The organism is Burkholderia metallica (genome assembly GCF_001718555.1).
Classification (GTDB): domain Bacteria; phylum Pseudomonadota; class Gammaproteobacteria; order Burkholderiales; family Burkholderiaceae; genus Burkholderia; species Burkholderia metallica.
Window position 1 is genome coordinate 1,121,275 of the sequence record NZ_CP013403.1, and the last position, 17,827, is coordinate 1,139,101.

Genomic DNA, 17,827 nt, shown 5'->3' on the forward strand with positions numbered 1-17,827 from the left:
CGGGAGTGTTACCGCATCTTGCAGCGATCGGCGCGCCGAAAAGCGCGTGCGCGGCAGCGCCGCCGGACGGGGGTTGCGGGACGCGTATTCCAGTGTGGTTCGCGTCGCGCGACTGTCAAGGGCCAACGGGCCTCGCAGGCCGGCGCGGCGGTACTTTTCGCGCGGTCCGGCGTGCGTCGCGCAGCGCGTGCGAACTTGACGTGCGTCAGGTCGCGACGATGCGCATCGGGCGACAATTGGCCGCGCCGGACGGGCGTCGGCCATTGTCGATCCGGCGACGATAAATTGCCGTCGAAACGCGTCGATTGATGCACGCAGGTTGGCGATCGTCGACCGGTCGTTCGTTTCGATGCTTTCGTGCTCCTTTCGCATGCGGCGGATTTAAACGGTACGTCCGTCACAGAACGGCCGTTCGATACCCGGCAAATTCGGTAAGGATCTTTTTCATTCAGCGGACATTTCGCGGGGATCGCCTCTGCGATACTCCGACCGTGCCTGTGGTGCCGGCCGCCCCTCGCGGCCCCAAGGGCTTCATGTCGCTCAGGAGACACCCCCCGCGACGTCAACGACAGACCCCACGCGTCAGAAACCAGCCATGTCTTCATCACGCATCCTCGCTCCCGCCCTGCGTTCGCTCGTCCGCACCGCCGACGAAGCCGCCGCGCTGATCCGTCCCGGCATGACCGTCGCCATGAGCGGCTTCACCGGGTCGGGCTATCCGAAGGCCGTGCCGGCCGCGCTTGCCGCCCACATCGACGCGGCGCACACGCGCGGCGAGGACTTCCGGATCAACGTGCTGACGGGCGCGTCGACCGCGCCGGAACTCGACGGCGCGCTCGCCCGCACCAACGGCATCTCGATGCGGCTGCCGTACCAGTCCGACCCGACGTTGCGCGACAAGATCAACGGCGGCGAAGTCGACTACCAGGACGTCCACCTGAGCCACGTCGCGCAGTACGCGTGGTTCGGGCTGTATGGCGATCTCGACGTCGCGATCGTCGAAGTCGCCGGTATCCGCGAGGACGGGCTGCTGATTCCGTCCGCGTCGATCGGCAACAACAAGACCTGGCTCGAACGCGCGAAGCACGTGATCCTCGAAGTGAATGCGCGCCAGCCGCTCGGCCTCGACGGGATGCACGACGTCTATTACGGCACCGCGCTGCCGCCGCACCGCAAGCCGATTCCGCTGACGAAGAGCGACGACCGGATCGGCGAGCCGTACCTGCGCTGCCCGGCCGACAAGATCGTCGCGATCGTCGAGACCGACGCGCCGGACCGCAGCAACGCGTTCTCCGCGCCGGACGCGACATCGAAGCAGATCGCGCTGCAACTGATCGACTTCCTGCGCCACGAAGTGAAGCGCGGCCGCCTGCCGGAAAACCTGCTGCCGCTGCAGTCGGGGGTCGGCAACATCACGAACGCGGTGCTCGCCGAGCTCAGCTCGGCCGGTTTTTCGAACCTGACCGCGTACACGGAGGTGATCCAGGACGGCATGCTCGACTTGCTGCAGGACGGCACGCTGAGCTTCGCGTCGGCCACCGCGCTGTCGCTGAGCCCGGCCGCCGTGCAGCGCTTCGCCGACGAAATCGCGACGTTCCGCGAGAAGATCGTGCTGCGCCCGCAGGAGATCAGCAACCATCCGGAACTCGTGCGCCGGCTCGGCTGCATCGCGATGAACGGGATGATCGAGGCCGACATCTACGGCAACGTGAACTCGACGCACGTGATGGGCACGAAGATCCAGAACGGCATCGGCGGCTCGGGCGACTTCGCGCGCAACGGCTACCTGTCGTGCTTCATGTCGGCGAGCACCGCGAAGGGCGGCGCGATCTCGCGGATCGTGCCGATGGCGAGCCACGTCGACCATACCGAGCACGACGTCGCGGTGGTCGTCACCGAGCAGGGCCTGGCCGACCTGCGCGGCCTGTCGCCGAAGCAGCGCGCGCGCAAGGTCATCGCGACCTGCGCGCATCCCGACTACCGGCCGTTGCTCGAGGACTACTTCGAGCGCGCGTCGCGCGACAGTTTCGGCAAGCACACGCCGCACCTGCTCGCCGAGGCGCTGTCGTGGCACGAGCGCTACGTGCGCACCGGCACGATGAAGGTCTGACGCGGCGTGCAGTGCGCGGCGTGCGGCGGGCGTGCGCGGTGTGTGCGCCCGTCAATCCATCGCCGCGTGTGCGATCTCGACGCTCGCCGTTTTCTGCGGCGGGCGGATCAGCAGCAACAGCGGAATCATCAGCAGCGTCGCGACGAACATCAGCTTGAAGTCGTTCAGGTACGCGATCATCGACGCCTGCTGGTTGATCGTGCGATCGAGCAGCGCGATGTCGATGCGGCTGCCGGCCATCGCCTGCACGGCCGGGTTGAACGGCGTGATGTGGGTCGCGAGGTCGGCGTGCGCGACCTGCGTGTTGCGCGTCATCAGCGTCTGCACGATCGAGATGCCGATACTGCTGCCGATGTTGCGCATCAGGCTGTAGGTGGCCGTGCCGTCCGCGCGCAGGTCCGGCGGCAGGGTCGAGAACGACAGCGCGCTCAGCGGCACGAACACGAGCCCCAGCCCGAAGCCCTGGATCACGCCGGGCCACACGATGTCCGCTTCGGACAGCACGACCGTGTACTGCATCATCTGCCATAGCGCGAGCGCGGAAATCGCCAGCCCCGCGAGCAGCAGCATCCGCGCATCCACGTATTTCAGCAGCCTTCCGACGAACAGCATCGCGATCATCGTGCCGGCGCCGCTCGGCGCGGTGACGAGGCCGGTCGTCGCGACCGGGTAGCCCATCAGGTTCTGCAGCATCGGCGGCAGCAGCGCGCGCGTCGCGTACAGCACCGCGCCGACCACGAAGATGAACAGCGTGCCCGTCGCGAAGTTGGGGTCGCGCAGCAGTTCCGACTTGAAGAACGACGCCTTGCCGACGGTCGCCGTATGCACGAGGAAGAACGCGAAGCTGAGTGCCGCGACGAGCGCCTCGATGCGGATCTCGTACGAGCCGAACCAGTCGAGCTGTTCGCCGCGGTCGAGCATCGCCTGGAACGCGCCGATCGCGAGCGCGAGCGTCGCGAAGCCGAACGCGTCGAACTTCACGTGCGGACGCGGCGCGCGCGCGGGCAGGAAGGTCATCACGCCGGCGAGCGCGAACGCGCCGATCGGCACGTTGATGAAGAACACCCAGCGCCAGTTGTAGCTGTCGGTGAGCCAGCCGCCGAGCGTCGGGCCGAGGATCGGGCCGACCATCACGCCCATCCCCCAGATCGCCATCGCCTGGCCCTGTTTCTCGCGCGGATTGATGTCGAGCAGGATCGATTGCGACAGCGGCACCAGCGCGGCGCCGAACACACCCTGCAGCAGCCGCGCGCCGACGATCTGCACGAGTGTCTCGGACAGCCCGCACAGCGCCGACGCGACCGTGAAGCCCGCGATCGACACGATCAGCAGCCGCTTCACGCTGAGCCGGTCGGACAGCCAGCCGGTGAGCGGTGTCGCGATCGCCGCCGCGACGATATAGGAAGTCAGCACCCATGTGATCTCGTCCTGCGACGCGGACAGCGTGCCCTGCATGTGCGGCAGCGCGACATTCGCGATCGTGCTGTCGAGGGTCTGAATCAGCGTGGCGAGCATGATCGACAGGGTCAGCATCGGCCGGTTCAGGGCGGGCGAGGCGGGGGCGTCGGCGGCGGGGTTCAAGCGGGTGTCTCCGTAGCACGGTCGCCGTGGGCGGCGATCCGGTTGGGCGGGAATTATAAGCACGCTTATTATATATCCGCTCATCGCCGGGTCGAGGGGCGGTCGGTATCGACCTGGGGTCTCGCCGCTTCGCTACGCGCTCGGACGGCAGGTTCTTCGCGCCGCTCGACCGCTTATCGGACGGCATCGAACCCAACTGCACAACGCGCAGCCGGCGACGAACGGTGAAACGGGACTCGGCAACGGCTGGAAGAAGACAAAGGCCCGACGCCGGCCAGCGTTCTCAGGGCGGGACATGCCCGTTGCCCCCGTGAAATGCGCGGTGCAGTCGTGCCGCCGGCAGCCGGAACCCATCGAAGCGACGCGTCCCGGATCGATGTCGGGGTGAGCGCCGCACGAATTCCCCGCGGGCATCAGGCGGGGGAGGATGTCACCCTATAATCGGCGGATGGACAAGACTTACGAGAACCGGATCGGTTATCTGATCGCCGACGTCGCGCGCCTGAACGGACGCCTGTTCGACCGGCGCGCGAAGCGCATCGGGCTGACGCGCGCGCAGAGCCGCGTGCTCGCGTACCTGACGTGGAAGGGCGAGATGAATCAGGCGCGGCTCGCCGAATGGCTCGAGATCACGCCGATCTCGCTCACGCGGTTGCTCGACCGGATGGAAAGCTACGGCTGGATCGAGCGCATCGCGAACGACGACGATCGCCGCGCATTCGTAATCCGCCTGACCGACAAGTCGCGCGAGATCTTTCCGCAGATGCTCGAAGTGGGAGACACCGTCGCCGACGACGGGCTGCGCGGCTTCACGCCCGACGAGCGCGATACGCTGGTGCGGCTGCTCGGGCGCATGCGTCACAACCTGATCGACTGCGGCGGGGAGTGAGTTGCGTTGTCATCCGTGCCGATACCCGGCACGGCCTTCGTGCTGCCCGCGCAGCGCCTGTCGCGCACGACGAAGCGCTCGCGTGGACGTGGACGTCGACGTGGGTCGATGAAGCCGACACGATCCGTCACCGCTTTGGTGACACCGTGCTCAACGAGCCAGCGCCGCGAGCGTGCACGCCGCCATATAAAGCCCCACCCCATAGGACAGATGCGTGCCGAGACTGCGCCGGCGCGCGACGCCCGGCTGCGGCGTACGCGACGCCGCGATGCCGAAGCTGAACGCGGGCTGCATCACGAAGAACGGCGCGGCCACGCTGCCGAGGCCGGCGACGAGCGCGGGGAGCGGCGTCGGCGCGGCGATCCAGTCGGTGCCCGCGATCGCGACGGGCAGCGCCGCGAACGCGATGCCGATCGCGTAATGCGCGAACCAGCCGAGCGCGCGTTCGCCCGGCACGGGCGGCGCGGCGGCGATCGACGCGTGCCGGAACCGGCCTTGCGCCATGTGACCGATCCAGCGGCCGACCAGCGCATAGTCGAGCGACGGAATGCCGAAAGCGCGCCGCCGGAACAGTGTCCACAGATCCATCACGAGCGTTGCGCCCGCGCCGATCAGCGACACGTCGAGCAGGATGTCGGGCACGCTCATCGCGACCCTCCCGGGCGCCCGGTGACGGCTGCGCGGCGCGGCGGAATACGGTGGGGTTTCGGCGGTTTCATGGCGATCCGGGCTTGTCTTGATGAAGTCGAGCGACTATCTTGCAACTTCAAGTTCACTTGACGTCAAGCATGAGCCGGCTGGACATTGCAGAGGTGGCGCGACGCTCGGGATTGCCCGCGTCGACGCTGCGTTACTACGAGGAAAAAGGGCTGATCGTTCCGACCGGTCGCCACGGGTTGCGGAGGCAATACGACGAATCGGTGCTGGAGCGGCTGGCGCTGGTCGCGCTCGGGCGCGAAGCCGGTTTCTCGCTCGACGACATCCTAGCGATGGTCGGCACGGACGGCGTGCCCGCGATCGACCGCGCGAAGCTCGACGGCAAGGCCGACGAACTCGACCGCACGATCCGCCGCCTCGGCGCCGTGCGCGATGCGTTGCGGCATGCGGCCGTGTGCCCGGCGTCGAACCATCTCGAATGCCCGTCGTTCCAGAAGCTGCTGCGCATCGTCGCGCATCGTCATCCGGCGCGCCGCACGAAGGCGGAACGCGCGTAGGCGACGCGCATGCATCGGCGGCTGGAGGGCGCGGCGGCAGGGTGGCGAGCCGTGCGATACCGTGCCGCATATCGAAAACAGGAACGACGGGGTTGCCGCGTGTGGTTCTTACTTGTGCTGTATGTGTTGCCCGCCGCGTATGCGGCATCGAAAGTCGGCCCGCATTACGGGTTTCTCGCGGGGTGCGCGACGCTCGCCGCCGTGCTGGCGGCGCAGACCGCGCTGCTGGCATGGGGCAGCGCATGGATGAGACGGCGGCGCGGCGCTGCCGGGCTGGCCGCGCCGGGTGCCCCGCTCGATGATCCGGAAGACGAACCGGACGACGAGCCCGGCGACGTGCCCGATGTGCCGCTTCGCTACGGCGAGCATGCCCGCTTCAAGCAACGGGTCCTGATGGCTGACCGCGCGCGGCCCGACGCCGCGCGCCGCTTCTACGACGCCGCGAAGCGGACGATCGAAGCGTACGTGGAGGTCGAGACGGGGCGTGACGGTTCGGCGGCGGCGATGGTGTCGGCGGCCGACCTTGCGCCGGCAGATGGCCCGCCGGCCGCGCCGCCGGACGAAACGCTGACCGTGTTCGTGTCGAACGACGGCGCGTGGGCGGGTTTCCGCGTCGGCGACGACAGCTTCCGGTTCCGCCGCGGCGCGATCACGCGAATGCGGCTCACGCAGGTGATACCGATTCGCTGGTCGGGCGGCTACACGGTGACGTTCTGGTTCGACGTGCCGAACCGGAAGAGCGGGGCCGATGACGTGTCGTATTCGACCTGGTTCGATCTCGGCGTGGAACATTCGCGCCACCGCACACGCGCGCTCACCCATGCATGCGGCGAGATCGCGTCAGTGCTCGACGTGCCGTTCGACGTCGACGATACCTCGGACGACTGACTCATCCCGCGTAGTACACGCGGCATTCCTGCTCGCGCCCGCGCACGATCCGCTTGCCGACGAGCGAGCCGTAGGTTTCGGTGAACACGATGCGCTGGTGCTCGCACTGCAGCGCGTCGTAGAAATAGAGCGAGACCCAGTCCGTCGGCCGTGAGGCCTCCGGCGTGCGCATCGCCGCATGCAGGCACAGCGCCGTGAAATGCCAGCCGCCCTTGGTCATGTGCATCACGGGCAGCGGCACGTAGCCGTCGGTGCTCGGTCGCCGGTGCGCACTCGTGCGCTGCGCGACGCCCGGCGTCGGCAATACGCCCGCGGCGGCCCGGTTGCGATACAGGCGGTCGATGTAGAGCAGCAGTTCGACCGGCGGCTCCGTGCCGGGCCCGGCATCCTGCACGTGACCCTGCCAGCGCCGCCGGCGGCTCAGCACGTCGTCGAGCGCGGTGCGGATGCCGGCCGCGCGCCGCGGGCCGACGCCCGCGATCGTTTCGAGCTGGCCGTTGCGGGCCGCGCGTTCGAGTTCCTCGAGCGTATCGATGTGCAGCAGGTCGTGAATGCGCAGGGCGAGCGCGTGGCCGATGCCCGGCACTGCTTCGAACGCGGAAGTGCGCTCGGCGTCGCCGCCCAGCCGGTCGAGCAGGCGCCAGCGCCCGGTCACCAGCAGCTCGGCAATCGCCTGCGCGACGCCCGTGCCGATCTCGGGCAGCGTGCCGAGCGCATCGACGCCGCCGGATTCGAACAGGGTACGGACGTCGACGTCGAGCGCATCGACCGTCGCGGCCGACGCGCGATAGGCCGCGACCCGGTACGGATTCGCGCCCTGGTCGGCCAGCCGCTGCGCGGCCTCGCGCAGGCAGGCCGCGATATGCCGGTTTTCCTCGTACGTTTGGCTGGCGGTCGTCTGCATGGCGAGGGACCCGGGGAAGCACAAACGAAATGGACACGGCGAACGATGCGCCGGTCGGCCTTTCACCATTGTCGCGACGCGCGATGAAGAAAACTTGACGCACGTCAATGGCAAACGTAGCACAGCTGCGAAGCGCACGGTCGTGCCGGTTGGCGGCACGACCGTGCGTCGCGTGACGCGATCACACGTCGAGGAACGACTGCGCGTTCTCGGCCTCGGCGGCCGTGCGCAATGCGGCGAGCGCCCGTTTCTCGATCTGGCGCACGCGTTCGCGCGACATGCCCGCGTCCTGCGCGATCGCGTCGTAGGTATCGGGCTCGGCGCCGCCGAGGCCGAACCGCCGGCGCAGCACGTCGGCCTCGGCCGGCGTGACCGACCGGAGCAGCGACCTCACGCATTCGCGCATGCGCGTGTCGGCCAGTTGCTCGAACGGGCTGGCCGACGCCTGGTCCTCGATCAGCTCCACGAGGCCGGTGTCCGCGTCGGGCAGCGGCGTGTCGAGCGAAACCGGCTCGGCAGGCAGCGCCAGCACCGCGCGCAGCTTGTCCTCGTCGATGCCGGTCTCGGCCGCGAGTTCGGCCGGCGTGGCCCGGCGGCCCGTCCGCTGGCGAAAGCGCAGCAGATGGCGCTGCACGCGCTGGTACTGGTCGCCGACGTGCACGGGCACGCGGATCGTGCGCGAGCGATCCGCCACCGCGCGCGCGATCGCCTGGCGGATCCACCAGGTCGCATAGGTCGAGAACTTGAAGCCGCGCCGGTATTCGAATTTCTCGATCGCGCGCATCAGGCCGAGGCTGCCGTCCTGCACCAGATCGGGCAGGTCGACGCCGCGGTTCATGTACTTGCGCGCGATCGACAGCACGAGCCGCAAGTTGGCCTCCAGCATCGCGCGCGTGGCGTCGCGCACTTTCTGCTGGCCGTCGGCGAGCGCGGCGGCGAGCGCCCGCCGCGCGACCGTGTCGAAGCACGCGGCTTCGCCCGACACGGTGTCGAGCGGCTCGGACGCGAGCGCACGCACGACGCGGCTCGCATCGTCGACGGCCGGCGCGACCCATGCGATCGAGCCCAGCAGCGCGGCCACGTGATTGCGCGCGTCGCGGTATGCGTCGGAACGCACGCCATGCGCGTGCAACGCGCCGCGCAAGGCCGTGACGGCCGCCTGCAACGCGTCGTAGCTGGCCGGCGCGGGCGTGTCGGCGGTGTCGTCGTCGGACGCTCCGGCGCTGCCTGGCGTCGCCGTTGCTCGGTGCCGCGCGAGCAGCGCGTCGACCGCCGCCGGATAGCCGGCGAGCGCGTGCAGTATCTGGTGGCGGCCCGTCTCGAGCTCGCGGGCGAGCACGATTTCGCCTTCGCGCGTGAGCAGCGGCACCGCCTGCATGCGCCGCATGTAGAGCGCGAGCGGGTCGGTCGACGCGCGCGTGCCGTGTGCGAGGTCGCCGAGCATCGCGCGTCCTTCGTCGAGCGCATCGCGATCGACGTCGACCGGCGCCGAACCGGCGAACGGCGCGGGCGCGGCCGGCTCGTCGAGCACGGCGATGCCGATGTCGGCGAGCGCGGCGCGCACGACGTCGAGCGCGTCGGAGCCGTCGCTTTCGGGCGGCAGCGCGTCGACGAGATCGGCGTGGGTCAGATAACCCTGCTCGCCGGCGAGCGCCAGCAACTGGATGATCGGATCGAGCGGTGTGTCCGCCCGGAAGGTGGGGCGTGGCGTAGTCATGTCGATGGCGGCGCGAGCCGCGTTCCTGTCTGGGCGGGCCGAAGCTCGCCGGGTTCCGGCAGCCGGTTGCTCGCGAACGCCCGTTCGCGCCGGCCGACCTGACATCGTTCAAGTTGAGGGCATTTGCGCGAACTTCAACGCGAACGCGGCAAACCGGCCAGCATGCGGCGTGCCTGCACGCCTGCCGACGGCAGGAAACAAAAAGTAACCGATCATACCGGCCGGAAATCTGCAGCGGACGTAAGCTAGAGTCAGGCGCGCCGCCCGGCGGCGCGCGGATTCTGCCGGAGCACGACATGACCTCGATTCCTGCCGCGCGGTGTGCGGCATTCGCATTGGCAACGCTGACGCTCGGCGGTTGTTATTACACGAGCCCGTACGGGTATGCGCCGTATTACGCGCCGGCCCCGGCCGTGCTGAGCCAGCGCGAGAGTACGGTCGCGCCGGCTGCACCGGGCACCGCCGTGCCGCGTCCCGCATCGCCGCCTGCGCAGGCCGCGCAGACCTCGCCGGCAGCTGCGCCGCCCGTCGTGGAACCGGCCCCCGTCTACGTCGCGCCGGCTTATCCGCCGCCGTATCCGTATGCGTATCCGTACTATGCGCCCGCGTATTACCCGGGCTGGTACGGCTGGGGCGCGCCGGCGATCTCGGTCGGCTTCTGGGGCGGCTGGGGCGGCGGCTGGCGTGGGCATGGCGGGTACTGGCATCGTCCGTGGGGCGGCGGCCACTGGGGTGGCGGCTGGGGCGGACATCGGCATTGACCGGCGCGCGGCGGTACGGCGCGGGAGAGCATCATGAGAAACACGATGGTTCGAAGTCTGTGCGTCGTCCTGCTCGGCCTTGCGGCCGCGCCGGGCGTCGCCGATGCGCAAAGCAGCGCGTACACGAATGCGCCGGCCGAGCTGTTCGCAGGGCCGGCGCCCGACTACCCGGTGGTGGCGCAGATTCCGCCCGGCACGGCGCTCGACGTGTTCGGCTGCGTTAGCGACTACTCGTGGTGCGACGTCGCGCTGCCGGGCGTGCGCGGCTGGATCGATGCGCAACTGCTCGACTATCCGTACCAGGGCAACTACGTGCCGCTGTACGAATACGGCGCGGTGATCGGCGTGCCGATCACCGGATTCGCGATCGCCGGGTACTGGGACCGCTACTACCGCAACCGGCCGTGGTATCACGACCGCGATCGCTGGGCCCATCGCCCCGAGCCGCGGTTCGGCCCCGGCGGCATGCCGCCGGGACAGGGGCGTCCGCAACCGGGCGGGCCGATGCAGGTCGCGCCGGGCGGGCCGCCTCCCGTGCATGACGCGCGGCCTTCGGCCGCGCGCGGTGGCTGGAACGGTGCGATCCGCACGCCGCCGCCCGCTGCAACGGCGCCCCAGGCGGCGCCCGCCCCCCCGCAGCAGGCAGTTCCGCATCCGGCGCCGATGCAAGGCGGCAATGCGCGACCGTCCGGGCCGCCGGCTGTCGGACGTGCGCCTGCCGCGCCGGGCGGCGCGCCCGGTGCGATGCCGCCGCCGGTGCATCAGGGCGGCGGCGGTTTCGGCGGGCGGCCGCAAGGCGGCGGGAACGGTGGCGGCGGTCACGGCGGAGGCGGGGGTGGCGGCAGCGGCGGCGGCGAGGAGTTTCGCCACTGACCGGCCGCGGAGTAGCGCGCGTCGCGGCGCCGCGTACGGACGAAAAAAAGCCGCTCCGGGGAGCGGCTTGCGGAGCGACGGGCGGGGCGGTCGCACGGTCGGCAGGCCGACCGGCCACCCCCGCTCGCGCCGGCGGTGCAACCGCCGGCTGGCCGTCGTGTCAGTCGTCGAGCAGCGACAGGTCGCGCACGGCGCCCTTGTCGGCCGACATCACCAGCTTCGCGTACGCCTTCAGCGCGGCCGACACCTTGCGCGGACGCGGCTGCGCCGGTTTCCAGCCCTTCGCGTTCTGCGCTTCGCGGCGGCGCGCCAGTTCGTCGTCGGACACCAGCACGTTGATCGTGCGGTTCGGGATGTCGATGCGGATCTTGTCGCCGTCGCGCACGAGGCCGATCGCGCCGCCCGCGGCCGCTTCCGGCGAGCAGTGGCCGATCGACAGACCCGACGTGCCGCCCGAGAAGCGGCCGTCCGTCAGCAGCGCGCACGCCTTGCCGAGCCCCTTCGACTTGATGTAGCTGGTCGGGTAGAGCATTTCCTGCATGCCGGGGCCGCCCTTCGGGCCTTCGTAGCGCACGATCACCACGTCGCCGGCCTTGACCTTGTCGTTCAGGATGTGCTCGACCGCCTCGTCCTGCGATTCGGTCACGTGCGCGGTGCCTTCGAACACGAGGATGCTTTCGTCGACGCCGGCCGTCTTCACCACGCAGCCGTCGAGCGCGATGTTGCCCGTCAGCACGGCGAGGCCGCCTTCCTTCGAGAACGCATGCTCGTACGAGCGGATGCAGCCTTCGGCGCGGTCGAGGTCGAGGCTCGGCCAGCGCGTGTTCTGGCTGAACGCGACCTGCGTCGGGATGCCGGCCGGGCCGGCCTGATAGAACGTGCGGACTGCTTCGTCCCGCGTGCGGACGATGTCCCACTGGTCGAGCGCGTCCTTCAGCGACGGCGCGTGCACGGTCGGCACGTCGGTGTGCAGCTTGCCGGCGCGGTCGAGCTCGCCGAGGATCGCCATGATGCCGCCGGCGCGGTGCACGTCTTCGATGTGGTACTTGTTCGTGTTCGGCGCGACCTTGCACAGCTGCGGCACAACGCGCGACAGGCGGTCGATGTCCTTCATCGTGAAATCGATGCCGGCTTCCTGCGCGATCGCCAGCAGGTGCAGGATCGTGTTGGTCGAGCCGCCCATCGCGATGTCGAGCGTCATCGCGTTCTCGAACGCCTTGAAGCCCACCGAGCGCGGCAGCACGCGTTCGTCGTCCTGCTCGTAGTGCTGGCGGGTGAGTTCGACGATGCGGCGGCCGGCGCGCTTGAACAGTTGCTCGCGATCGGCGTGCGTGGCCACCACCGTGCCGTTGCCGGGCAGCGACAGGCCGAGCGCTTCGGTCAGGCAGTTCATCGAGTTCGCGGTGAACATGCCCGAGCACGAGCCGCAGGTCGGGCACGCCGAGCGTTCGACTTCGGCGACTTCGGCGTCGGAATACGACGGGTCGACCGCGATCACCATCGCGTCGACCAGGTCGAGCTTCTTCACCTCGATCGCCTTGGTGACCGGGTTCGCGAGGCGCGTCTTGCCGGCTTCCATCGGGCCGCCCGACACGAAGATCACCGGGATGTTCAGGCGCATCGCGGCCATCAGCATCCCCGGCGTGATCTTGTCGCAGTTCGAGATGCACACCATCGCGTCCGCGCAGTGCGCGTTCACCATGTACTCGACCGAGTCGGCGATGATGTCGCGGCTCGGCAGCGAATACAGCATGCCGTCGTGGCCCATCGCGATGCCGTCGTCGACCGCGATCGTGTTGAACTCCTTCGCGACGCCGCCGGCGGCTTCGATTTCGCGCGCGACGAGCTGGCCGAGATCCTTCAGGTGCACGTGCCCGGGCACGAACTGCGTGAACGAGTTGACGACCGCGATGATCGGCTTCGAGAAATCGTCGTCTTTCATGCCGGTGGCGCGCCAGAGCGAGCGCGCGCCTGCCATGTTGCGACCGGCGGTGGAGGTTTTGGAGCGGTAAGTGGGCATTGTCGTTGCTGAAGAAATATCGCGGGAAAAGGGTGGAGGCACGGGGAATAAAGGCCTCTCTCGCGCCCGTGCGAACAACCTCTTGAGCTGCGCCCTGGGCAAACCCGACGATTATCCCACAGCCGCCGCGGGCGTGGCGGTCACGGGCCGGCGCCGGGCCTGCCCGGCAGGCTCGGGGAAGCATGCGCGGAAGGCCGCGGCGCGCACGGGAGACCGGCCACTGAAGCGGGCGTGGAAGCGGCCATGGCCGCGGCCGCCGCCACGCCGGGCGCCCGTCGACCGGGGCCTCTCGACCTGCGACCGGCGACGCCCGCGCGATCCGGCCCCGCGCGCGGGCGCTCAGTCGAGCAGCGTCAGGATCTCGTCGTACAGCGGCTTCGGAATCCGCACGCCGTGCGCGAGGCTGCGCGCGCGGGCGTCGAAGCGCCGTTGCGACGGCAGCCGCGCGCCCTGCGCGACGATCGATTCGAACATCCGTTCGCCGCGCGCGAGCCCCGCGTCGAGGTCGTCGCCGAGGAAGACCTTCGGGTCGAACGCGATCACGAGTTCGCCATGGCACGGCGTCGCGCCGACGCCTTCGTCGAAGTCCATCGACTCGCGGCTCGTCATGTCGCCGATCAGCGCACCGCCGAGCAGTTCGACCATCGCCGCGAGCGCCGAACCCTTGTGGCCGCCGAACGTGCGCATCGCGCCCTGCAGCGCGGCCTTCGGGTCGGTGGTCGGCCGGCCTTCGGCATCGATCGCCCATTCCGGCGGGATCGCCTTGCCTTGCTTCGCGTGCAACTCGATGTCGCCGCGCGCGATCGCGCTCGTCGCGAAATCGAACACGAACGGCACGCCGCCCGGGCGCGGCCACGCGAACGCGATCGGGTTCGTGCCGAACACGGGCTCGCGGCCGCCTTCCGGCGCGACCCAGCTATGGCTCGGATTCATCGCGATGCCGACCAGCCCCTCGGCCGCGATTGCCTCGACCTCGGGCCACAGCGCGGAGAAGTGGTAGCAGCGGTTGATCACCATCGCTGCGATGCCGTGCTGCTTCGCCATCTCGACGAGCACGGGCAGGCCCGTTTCGAAGCTCAACAGCGAGAAGCCGCGATGCGCGTCGACCGAGACGATCGACGACGACAGCCGGTGCAGCGTCGGCACGGCTTGCGGATCGACCTTGCCCTTCTTCAGCGAACGCACGCAGACGAGCAGCCGGTACACGCCGTGCGAATGGCATTCGTCGCGCTGGCCCTGCGCGATCACGTTGGCGATGGCTCGCGCATGCGCGTCGGACAGGCCGTGGTGCGTCAGCACGCGCAGCGCGAGTGCGTGGACTTCGTCGAGCGACAGGACGACTTCGGCGGTGTGCTCAGACATGATTCCCCCCGCGCGGCGCGGGCACGCCGTCGATGCGTTGCGGCACGTTCAGCGGATTGTCGCTGCGGATCGCGTCCGGCAGCAGTGCATCCGGCACGTCCTGATACGACACCGGGCGCAGGAAGCGCTCGATCGCGCGCGCGCCGACGGACGTCGTGCGCGTGTCGGACGTGGCCGGGAACGGGCCGCCGTGCACCATCGCATGGCCGACCTCGACACCCGTGCCGAAGCCGTTCACGAGCAGGCGGCCGGCCTTGCGCTCGAGCGTCGGGCGCAGCGCGGCGAACAGCGGCGCATCGCCGTCGGCGAGATGCGCGGCGATCGTCAACTGGCCTTCGAGTGACTTCAGCACGCGATGCAGCGTGTCGGCGTCCGGGCAGCGCACGATCAGCGAAGCGGGGCCGAACACCTCGTCGCGCAGTTCGGGATGCGCGACGAACGCGTCGGCCGACGTCGCGAGCAGCGCCGCACGGGCCTGCAGGCGGTTGCCTTCCGCGCCTTGCGCGAGTAGCTCGACCGCGGCGTGTTCGCGCAGCGCCGCGACGCCTTGCTCGTAGCTGGCGTGGATGTGCGGCGTCAGCATCGTCTGCGCGGGTGCTGCACGCACCGCCGCGGCGGCCGTTGCCTCGAACGCGCGCAGCGCGGGCCCGTCGACCGCGAGCACGAGGCCCGGGTTCGTGCAGAACTGGCCGGCGCCGAGCGTGAGCGACGCGACGAACTGCGGCGCGATCGCATCGTGACGCGCGTCGAGCGCGGCGGGAAACAGCAGCACCGGATTGATCGAGCTCATTTCCGCATAGACGGGAATCGGCTCGGGGCGCGTGGCCGCGATGTGCATCAGCGCGACGCCGCCGCGACGCGAGCCGGTGAAGCCGACAGCCTTGATGCGCGGATCGGCGACGAGCGCCTGGCCGATCTCGCGGGACGCATCGAACAGCAGCGAGAACACGCCGGCCGGCATCCCGCATTCGCGCGCGGCCTGCTGGATCGCGCGGCCGACGTATTCCGACGTGCCCGGATGCGCGGAATGCGCCTTGACGATCACCGGGCAGCCGGCGGCCAGCGCCGAGGCCGTATCGCCGCCGGCGACCGAGAACGCGAGCGGGAAGTTCGATGCGCCGAACACCGCGACGGGCCCGAGCGCGACGTTGCGCAGCCGCAGGTCGACACGCGGGAGCGGCTTGCGCTCCGGGCGCGCCGGATCGATCCGCGCGTCGAGAAAGCCGCCGTCGCGCACGAGCGACGCGAACAGCGCGAGCTGGCCGACCGTGCGGCCGCGCTCGCCTTCGATGCGCGCCCGCGGCAGGCCCGTTTCGGCGACGCAGCGCTCGATCAGGTCGTCGCCGAGCGCCATGATGTGGCGGCCGATCGCGTCGAGAAACGCGGCGCGGGCTTCGAGCGACGTTTCGCGATAGGTGTCGAACGCGTCGTCGGCGAGCGCGCAGGCCGTCTCCAGGTCGCGCAGGCTTGCGCCGCCGAACGCGGGTTCGAGCGGCTCGCCGGTTGCGGCGGCGATCGCATGGAGGGTGCCGTTCTGTCCGGCGACGGCCGACTGGCCGATCAGGAGCTGACCTGTGAGTTGCATGGTTTTCCTCGAAAAAACAGGGGCCGGGCGTGGGGCGCCCGGCCGAAGGGATCAGGGGTAGGTGCGCGGGCGCGTCAGTCTTCGTCGTCGTCGAGTTGCAGCTTGTCGGTGCGCACGCCGGTATTCGCGCCCCAGTAGTAGATGACGAGCGCGACGGCCGCGACGACGACCGTGTCGTACGGATGCGCCAGCCGGCCCGTGCCGCCGAAGCCGCCGAGATACGACAGCGCGATCATCGCGGCATAGAACGCGATCAGCCACGCGGACGAGCGCACCTGCTCGGCGAGACTCAGGTGCGCGGTCGGCACCCAGCGGCGGCATGCAAGATAAATGACGAACATCACGATCTGCAGCCCGAGCAGCCAGGACACTGTGCTCCAGCCCGACCAGTAGACGATCAGCGCGGCGATCACGAACGACGCGGGCCCGGTGATGCCGAACGCGCTCGCGCGGAACGGCCGCGGCAGGTCGGGCGCGGTGCGGCGCAGCGCGGCGACGGAAACCGGTGCGACCGCATAGCTCAGCACCAGCGCGGCCGACACGATGTTGATCAGCGCTTCCCACGACGGGAACGGCAGCGTCCAGAAGATCGCGAGGCCGAACGTGAGCCACAGGCCCGCGCGCGGGATGCCCGACGCTTCGTCGACGCGCGTGAACACCTTGAAGAACGTGCCCGTCTTCGCCCAGCCGTAGACGACGCGCGGCGTCGCGTTCATGTAGATGTTGCCGCAGCCGCTCGGCGAGATCATCGCGTCGGCGACGACCATCACCGCGAGCCAGCCGACGCCGAGTGCGAGCGCGATGTCGCGGTACGGCAGCGAGAACGCCTTGCTCACGTCGTGCCAGCCGGCGGCGAGCATGCCGGTGGGGATGCTGCCGATGAACGCGAGCTGCAGCAGCACGTAGATCAGCGTCGACAGCAGGATCGACAGGATCAGCGCGATCGGGATCGTGCGTTGCGGATTGCGCACCTCGCTCGCGACCGACACGATCGGCGTGAGCCCGAGATACGCGAAGATGATGCCGCCCGCGGACACGGCCATCTCGATGCCCGGCATCCCGAACGGCGCGAAGCCGTGCAACGTGAGGTTCGCCGGCTTGAAGAACGTGAACAGCACCGCGATCACCGACAGCGGCACGATGAACTTGAAGATGCTGATGACGTTGTTCGCCTTCGCGAATGTCTTCACGCTCGAATAGTTTAGGTAAAAGAAGAAGCAGAGCAGCGCGGCCTGCACGAGCCAGCCGAGCGTGGTCGGATCGCTCGATCCTGCGGCCGTCAGGCCCGGAAACCACGCGGCCGCATACTGGCGCGCGGCGACGACTTCGATCGCGATCAGGCTCGAAAAGGCGATCAGCGTGATAAAGCCCATCAGGTAGCCGAGCAGCGGGCCGTGCGAGAACACCGGGTAGCGAACCACACCGCCGGCGCGCGGCAGCGCGGCGCCGAGTTCGCAGTAGACGATGCCGAGCAGCAGCACCGCGAAGCCGCCGAGCAGCCACGAGAAGATGCCGGCCGGGCCCGCGATCGTCGACACGTGACTCGCGGCGAACAGCCACCCCGAACCGAAAATGGCGCCGAGACCGATGAACGTGAGGTCGGTCAGCGACAGCTGTTTCTTGAACTTGCCGTGACCCGCGTCGGGGTGCGCGGAACGGGAAAGCGGGACAGACGGGTGAGCATTGCCTTGGCCTGGCATGGGCGTGTCTCCTGACGGAATATCGGCACAGGCTCGAGGAGCGCCGCGCTCCGACGGAGCAGCGGCGCGAGCCTGCCGGCCGGCGTCGCCCGGTTCGAACGACCGGGGCGGGCGGCGGGGCGTTCACGCGCGGCGCGGGCTTGGCGCCGGTGCGAACGGCCCGCGGGCCATGCCGGACCTGGGACGGCGGCGCGCAGGGCTCGCCTGCACGCCGCCGCGGGGG

General features: G+C 69.6%; 14 protein-coding genes. 6 read left to right on the plus strand and 8 right to left on the minus strand.

Annotated features, from left to right (window positions below; all coding sequences use genetic code 11):
- The first annotated feature begins 595 nt into the window (after window positions 1-595).
- Window positions 596-2,110 (plus strand): acetyl-CoA hydrolase/transferase family protein, encoded by a 1,515-nt coding sequence (locus WJ16_RS24765; RefSeq protein WP_069259682.1) that lies wholly within the window; start codon window positions 596-598, stop codon window positions 2,108-2,110.
- Window positions 2,111-2,161: 51 nt separating this feature from the next.
- Here WJ16_RS24765 and WJ16_RS24770 read toward each other — a convergent pair whose 3' ends face one another.
- Window positions 2,162-3,691 carry a DHA2 family efflux MFS transporter permease subunit gene (locus WJ16_RS24770; RefSeq protein ID WP_069259683.1) on the minus strand — a complete coding sequence of 510 codons (1,530 nt, stop codon included), beginning with the start codon at window positions 3,689-3,691 and terminating at the stop codon, window positions 2,162-2,164.
- 448 nt (window positions 3,692-4,139) lie between these two features.
- On the opposite strand from WJ16_RS24770, the gene WJ16_RS24775 reads away from it, so the two are divergent.
- On the plus strand, window positions 4,140-4,580 hold the full coding sequence (locus tag WJ16_RS24775; RefSeq protein WP_069259684.1) for a MarR family winged helix-turn-helix transcriptional regulator: 441 nt from the start codon (window positions 4,140-4,142) through the stop codon (window positions 4,578-4,580).
- A gap of 150 nt (window positions 4,581-4,730) precedes the next feature.
- On the opposite strand, the gene WJ16_RS24780 is transcribed toward WJ16_RS24775, so the two are convergent.
- Window positions 4,731-5,228, minus strand: coding sequence for a DUF2938 domain-containing protein (locus WJ16_RS24780; protein WP_069259685.1), 498 nt, complete (start codon window positions 5,226-5,228; stop codon window positions 4,731-4,733).
- Between the two features lie 140 nt (window positions 5,229-5,368).
- On the opposite strand from WJ16_RS24780, the gene WJ16_RS24785 reads away from it, so the two are divergent.
- Together WJ16_RS24785 and WJ16_RS24790 are read left to right on the plus strand one after the other, a co-directional pair.
- A complete protein-coding gene (locus tag WJ16_RS24785; protein WP_069259686.1) occupies window positions 5,369-5,794 on the plus strand; it encodes a helix-turn-helix domain-containing protein in 426 nt (141 codons plus the stop codon).
- 9 nt (window positions 5,795-5,803) lie between these two features.
- Window positions 5,804-6,682, plus strand: coding sequence for a hypothetical protein (locus WJ16_RS24790; protein WP_157126857.1), 879 nt, complete (start codon window positions 5,804-5,806; stop codon window positions 6,680-6,682).
- A gap of 1 nt (window position 6,683) precedes the next feature.
- On the opposite strand, the gene WJ16_RS24795 is transcribed toward WJ16_RS24790, so the two are convergent.
- The gene (locus WJ16_RS24795) at window positions 6,684-7,586 is read right to left on the minus strand and encodes a helix-hairpin-helix domain-containing protein (protein WP_069259688.1); all 903 of its coding nucleotides are present in this window, start codon (window positions 7,584-7,586) and stop codon (window positions 6,684-6,686) included.
- A gap of 181 nt (window positions 7,587-7,767) precedes the next feature.
- Window positions 7,768-9,303, minus strand: a complete 1,536-nt coding sequence (locus tag WJ16_RS24800; RefSeq protein WP_069259689.1) for a sigma-70 family RNA polymerase sigma factor — start codon at window positions 9,301-9,303, stop codon at window positions 7,768-7,770.
- A 296-nt stretch (window positions 9,304-9,599) separates the two neighbouring features.
- Between WJ16_RS24800 and WJ16_RS24805 the strand changes: the two genes are divergently transcribed.
- Together WJ16_RS24805 and WJ16_RS24810 are read left to right on the plus strand one after the other, a co-directional pair.
- Complete coding sequence (locus WJ16_RS24805) at window positions 9,600-10,064, plus strand: hypothetical protein (RefSeq protein ID WP_069259690.1); 465 nt, start codon at window positions 9,600-9,602, stop codon at window positions 10,062-10,064.
- 33 nt (window positions 10,065-10,097) lie between these two features.
- Window positions 10,098-10,937: an SH3 domain-containing protein gene (locus WJ16_RS24810; RefSeq protein ID WP_069259691.1), complete on the plus strand. Its 840-nt coding sequence runs from the start codon at window positions 10,098-10,100 to the stop codon at window positions 10,935-10,937.
- 160 nt (window positions 10,938-11,097) lie between these two features.
- Here WJ16_RS24810 and ilvD read toward each other — a convergent pair whose 3' ends face one another.
- From ilvD to WJ16_RS24830, 4 genes are all read right to left on the minus strand, one after another.
- On the minus strand, window positions 11,098-12,957 hold the full coding sequence (gene ilvD / locus WJ16_RS24815; RefSeq protein ID WP_069259692.1) for a dihydroxy-acid dehydratase: 1,860 nt from the start codon (window positions 12,955-12,957) through the stop codon (window positions 11,098-11,100).
- Between the two features lie 339 nt (window positions 12,958-13,296).
- The gene (locus WJ16_RS24820; protein ID WP_069259693.1) at window positions 13,297-14,319 is read right to left on the minus strand and encodes an Ldh family oxidoreductase; all 1,023 of its coding nucleotides are present in this window, start codon (window positions 14,317-14,319) and stop codon (window positions 13,297-13,299) included.
- Window positions 14,312-15,904 carry an aldehyde dehydrogenase (NADP(+)) gene (locus WJ16_RS24825; RefSeq protein ID WP_069259694.1) on the minus strand — a complete coding sequence of 531 codons (1,593 nt, stop codon included), beginning with the start codon at window positions 15,902-15,904 and terminating at the stop codon, window positions 14,312-14,314. The genes WJ16_RS24820 and WJ16_RS24825 overlap by 8 nt, the downstream gene beginning before the upstream one ends.
- A gap of 74 nt (window positions 15,905-15,978) precedes the next feature.
- Entirely contained in the window at window positions 15,979-17,604 is a 1,626-nt protein-coding gene (locus WJ16_RS24830) for an APC family permease (RefSeq protein WP_069259695.1), read from the minus strand.
- Window positions 17,605-17,827: the final 223 nt, after the last annotated feature.

Excerpts from the sequence above, each read along its gene's own strand:
- WJ16_RS24765 (WP_069259682.1), top strand. The coding sequence starts at position 596 with ATGTCTTCATCACGCATCCTCGCTCCCGCCCTGCGTTCGCTCGTCCGC.
- WJ16_RS24810 (WP_069259691.1), top strand. The coding sequence starts at position 10,098 with ATGAGAAACACGATGGTTCGAAGTCTGTGCGTCGTCCTGCTCGGCCTT.
- WJ16_RS24785 (WP_069259686.1), top strand. The coding sequence starts at position 5,369 with ATGAGCCGGCTGGACATTGCAGAGGTGGCGCGACGCTCGGGATTGCCC.
- WJ16_RS24820 (WP_069259693.1), bottom strand. The coding sequence starts at position 14,319 with ATGTCTGAGCACACCGCCGAAGTCGTCCTGTCGCTCGACGAAGTCCAC.
- WJ16_RS24795 (WP_069259688.1), bottom strand. The coding sequence starts at position 7,586 with ATGCAGACGACCGCCAGCCAAACGTACGAGGAAAACCGGCATATCGCG.
- WJ16_RS24805 (WP_069259690.1), top strand. The coding sequence starts at position 9,600 with ATGACCTCGATTCCTGCCGCGCGGTGTGCGGCATTCGCATTGGCAACG.
- WJ16_RS24825 (WP_069259694.1), bottom strand. The coding sequence starts at position 15,904 with ATGCAACTCACAGGTCAGCTCCTGATCGGCCAGTCGGCCGTCGCCGGA.
- WJ16_RS24775 (WP_069259684.1), top strand. The coding sequence starts at position 4,140 with ATGGACAAGACTTACGAGAACCGGATCGGTTATCTGATCGCCGACGTC.
- WJ16_RS24790 (WP_157126857.1), top strand. The coding sequence starts at position 5,804 with ATGCATCGGCGGCTGGAGGGCGCGGCGGCAGGGTGGCGAGCCGTGCGA.
- WJ16_RS24780 (WP_069259685.1), bottom strand. The coding sequence starts at position 5,228 with ATGAGCGTGCCCGACATCCTGCTCGACGTGTCGCTGATCGGCGCGGGC.
- ilvD (WP_069259692.1), bottom strand. The coding sequence starts at position 12,957 with ATGCCCACTTACCGCTCCAAAACCTCCACCGCCGGTCGCAACATGGCA.
- WJ16_RS24830 (WP_069259695.1), bottom strand. The coding sequence starts at position 17,604 with ATGCCAGGCCAAGGCAATGCTCACCCGTCTGTCCCGCTTTCCCGTTCC.
- WJ16_RS24800 (WP_069259689.1), bottom strand. The coding sequence starts at position 9,303 with ATGACTACGCCACGCCCCACCTTCCGGGCGGACACACCGCTCGATCCG.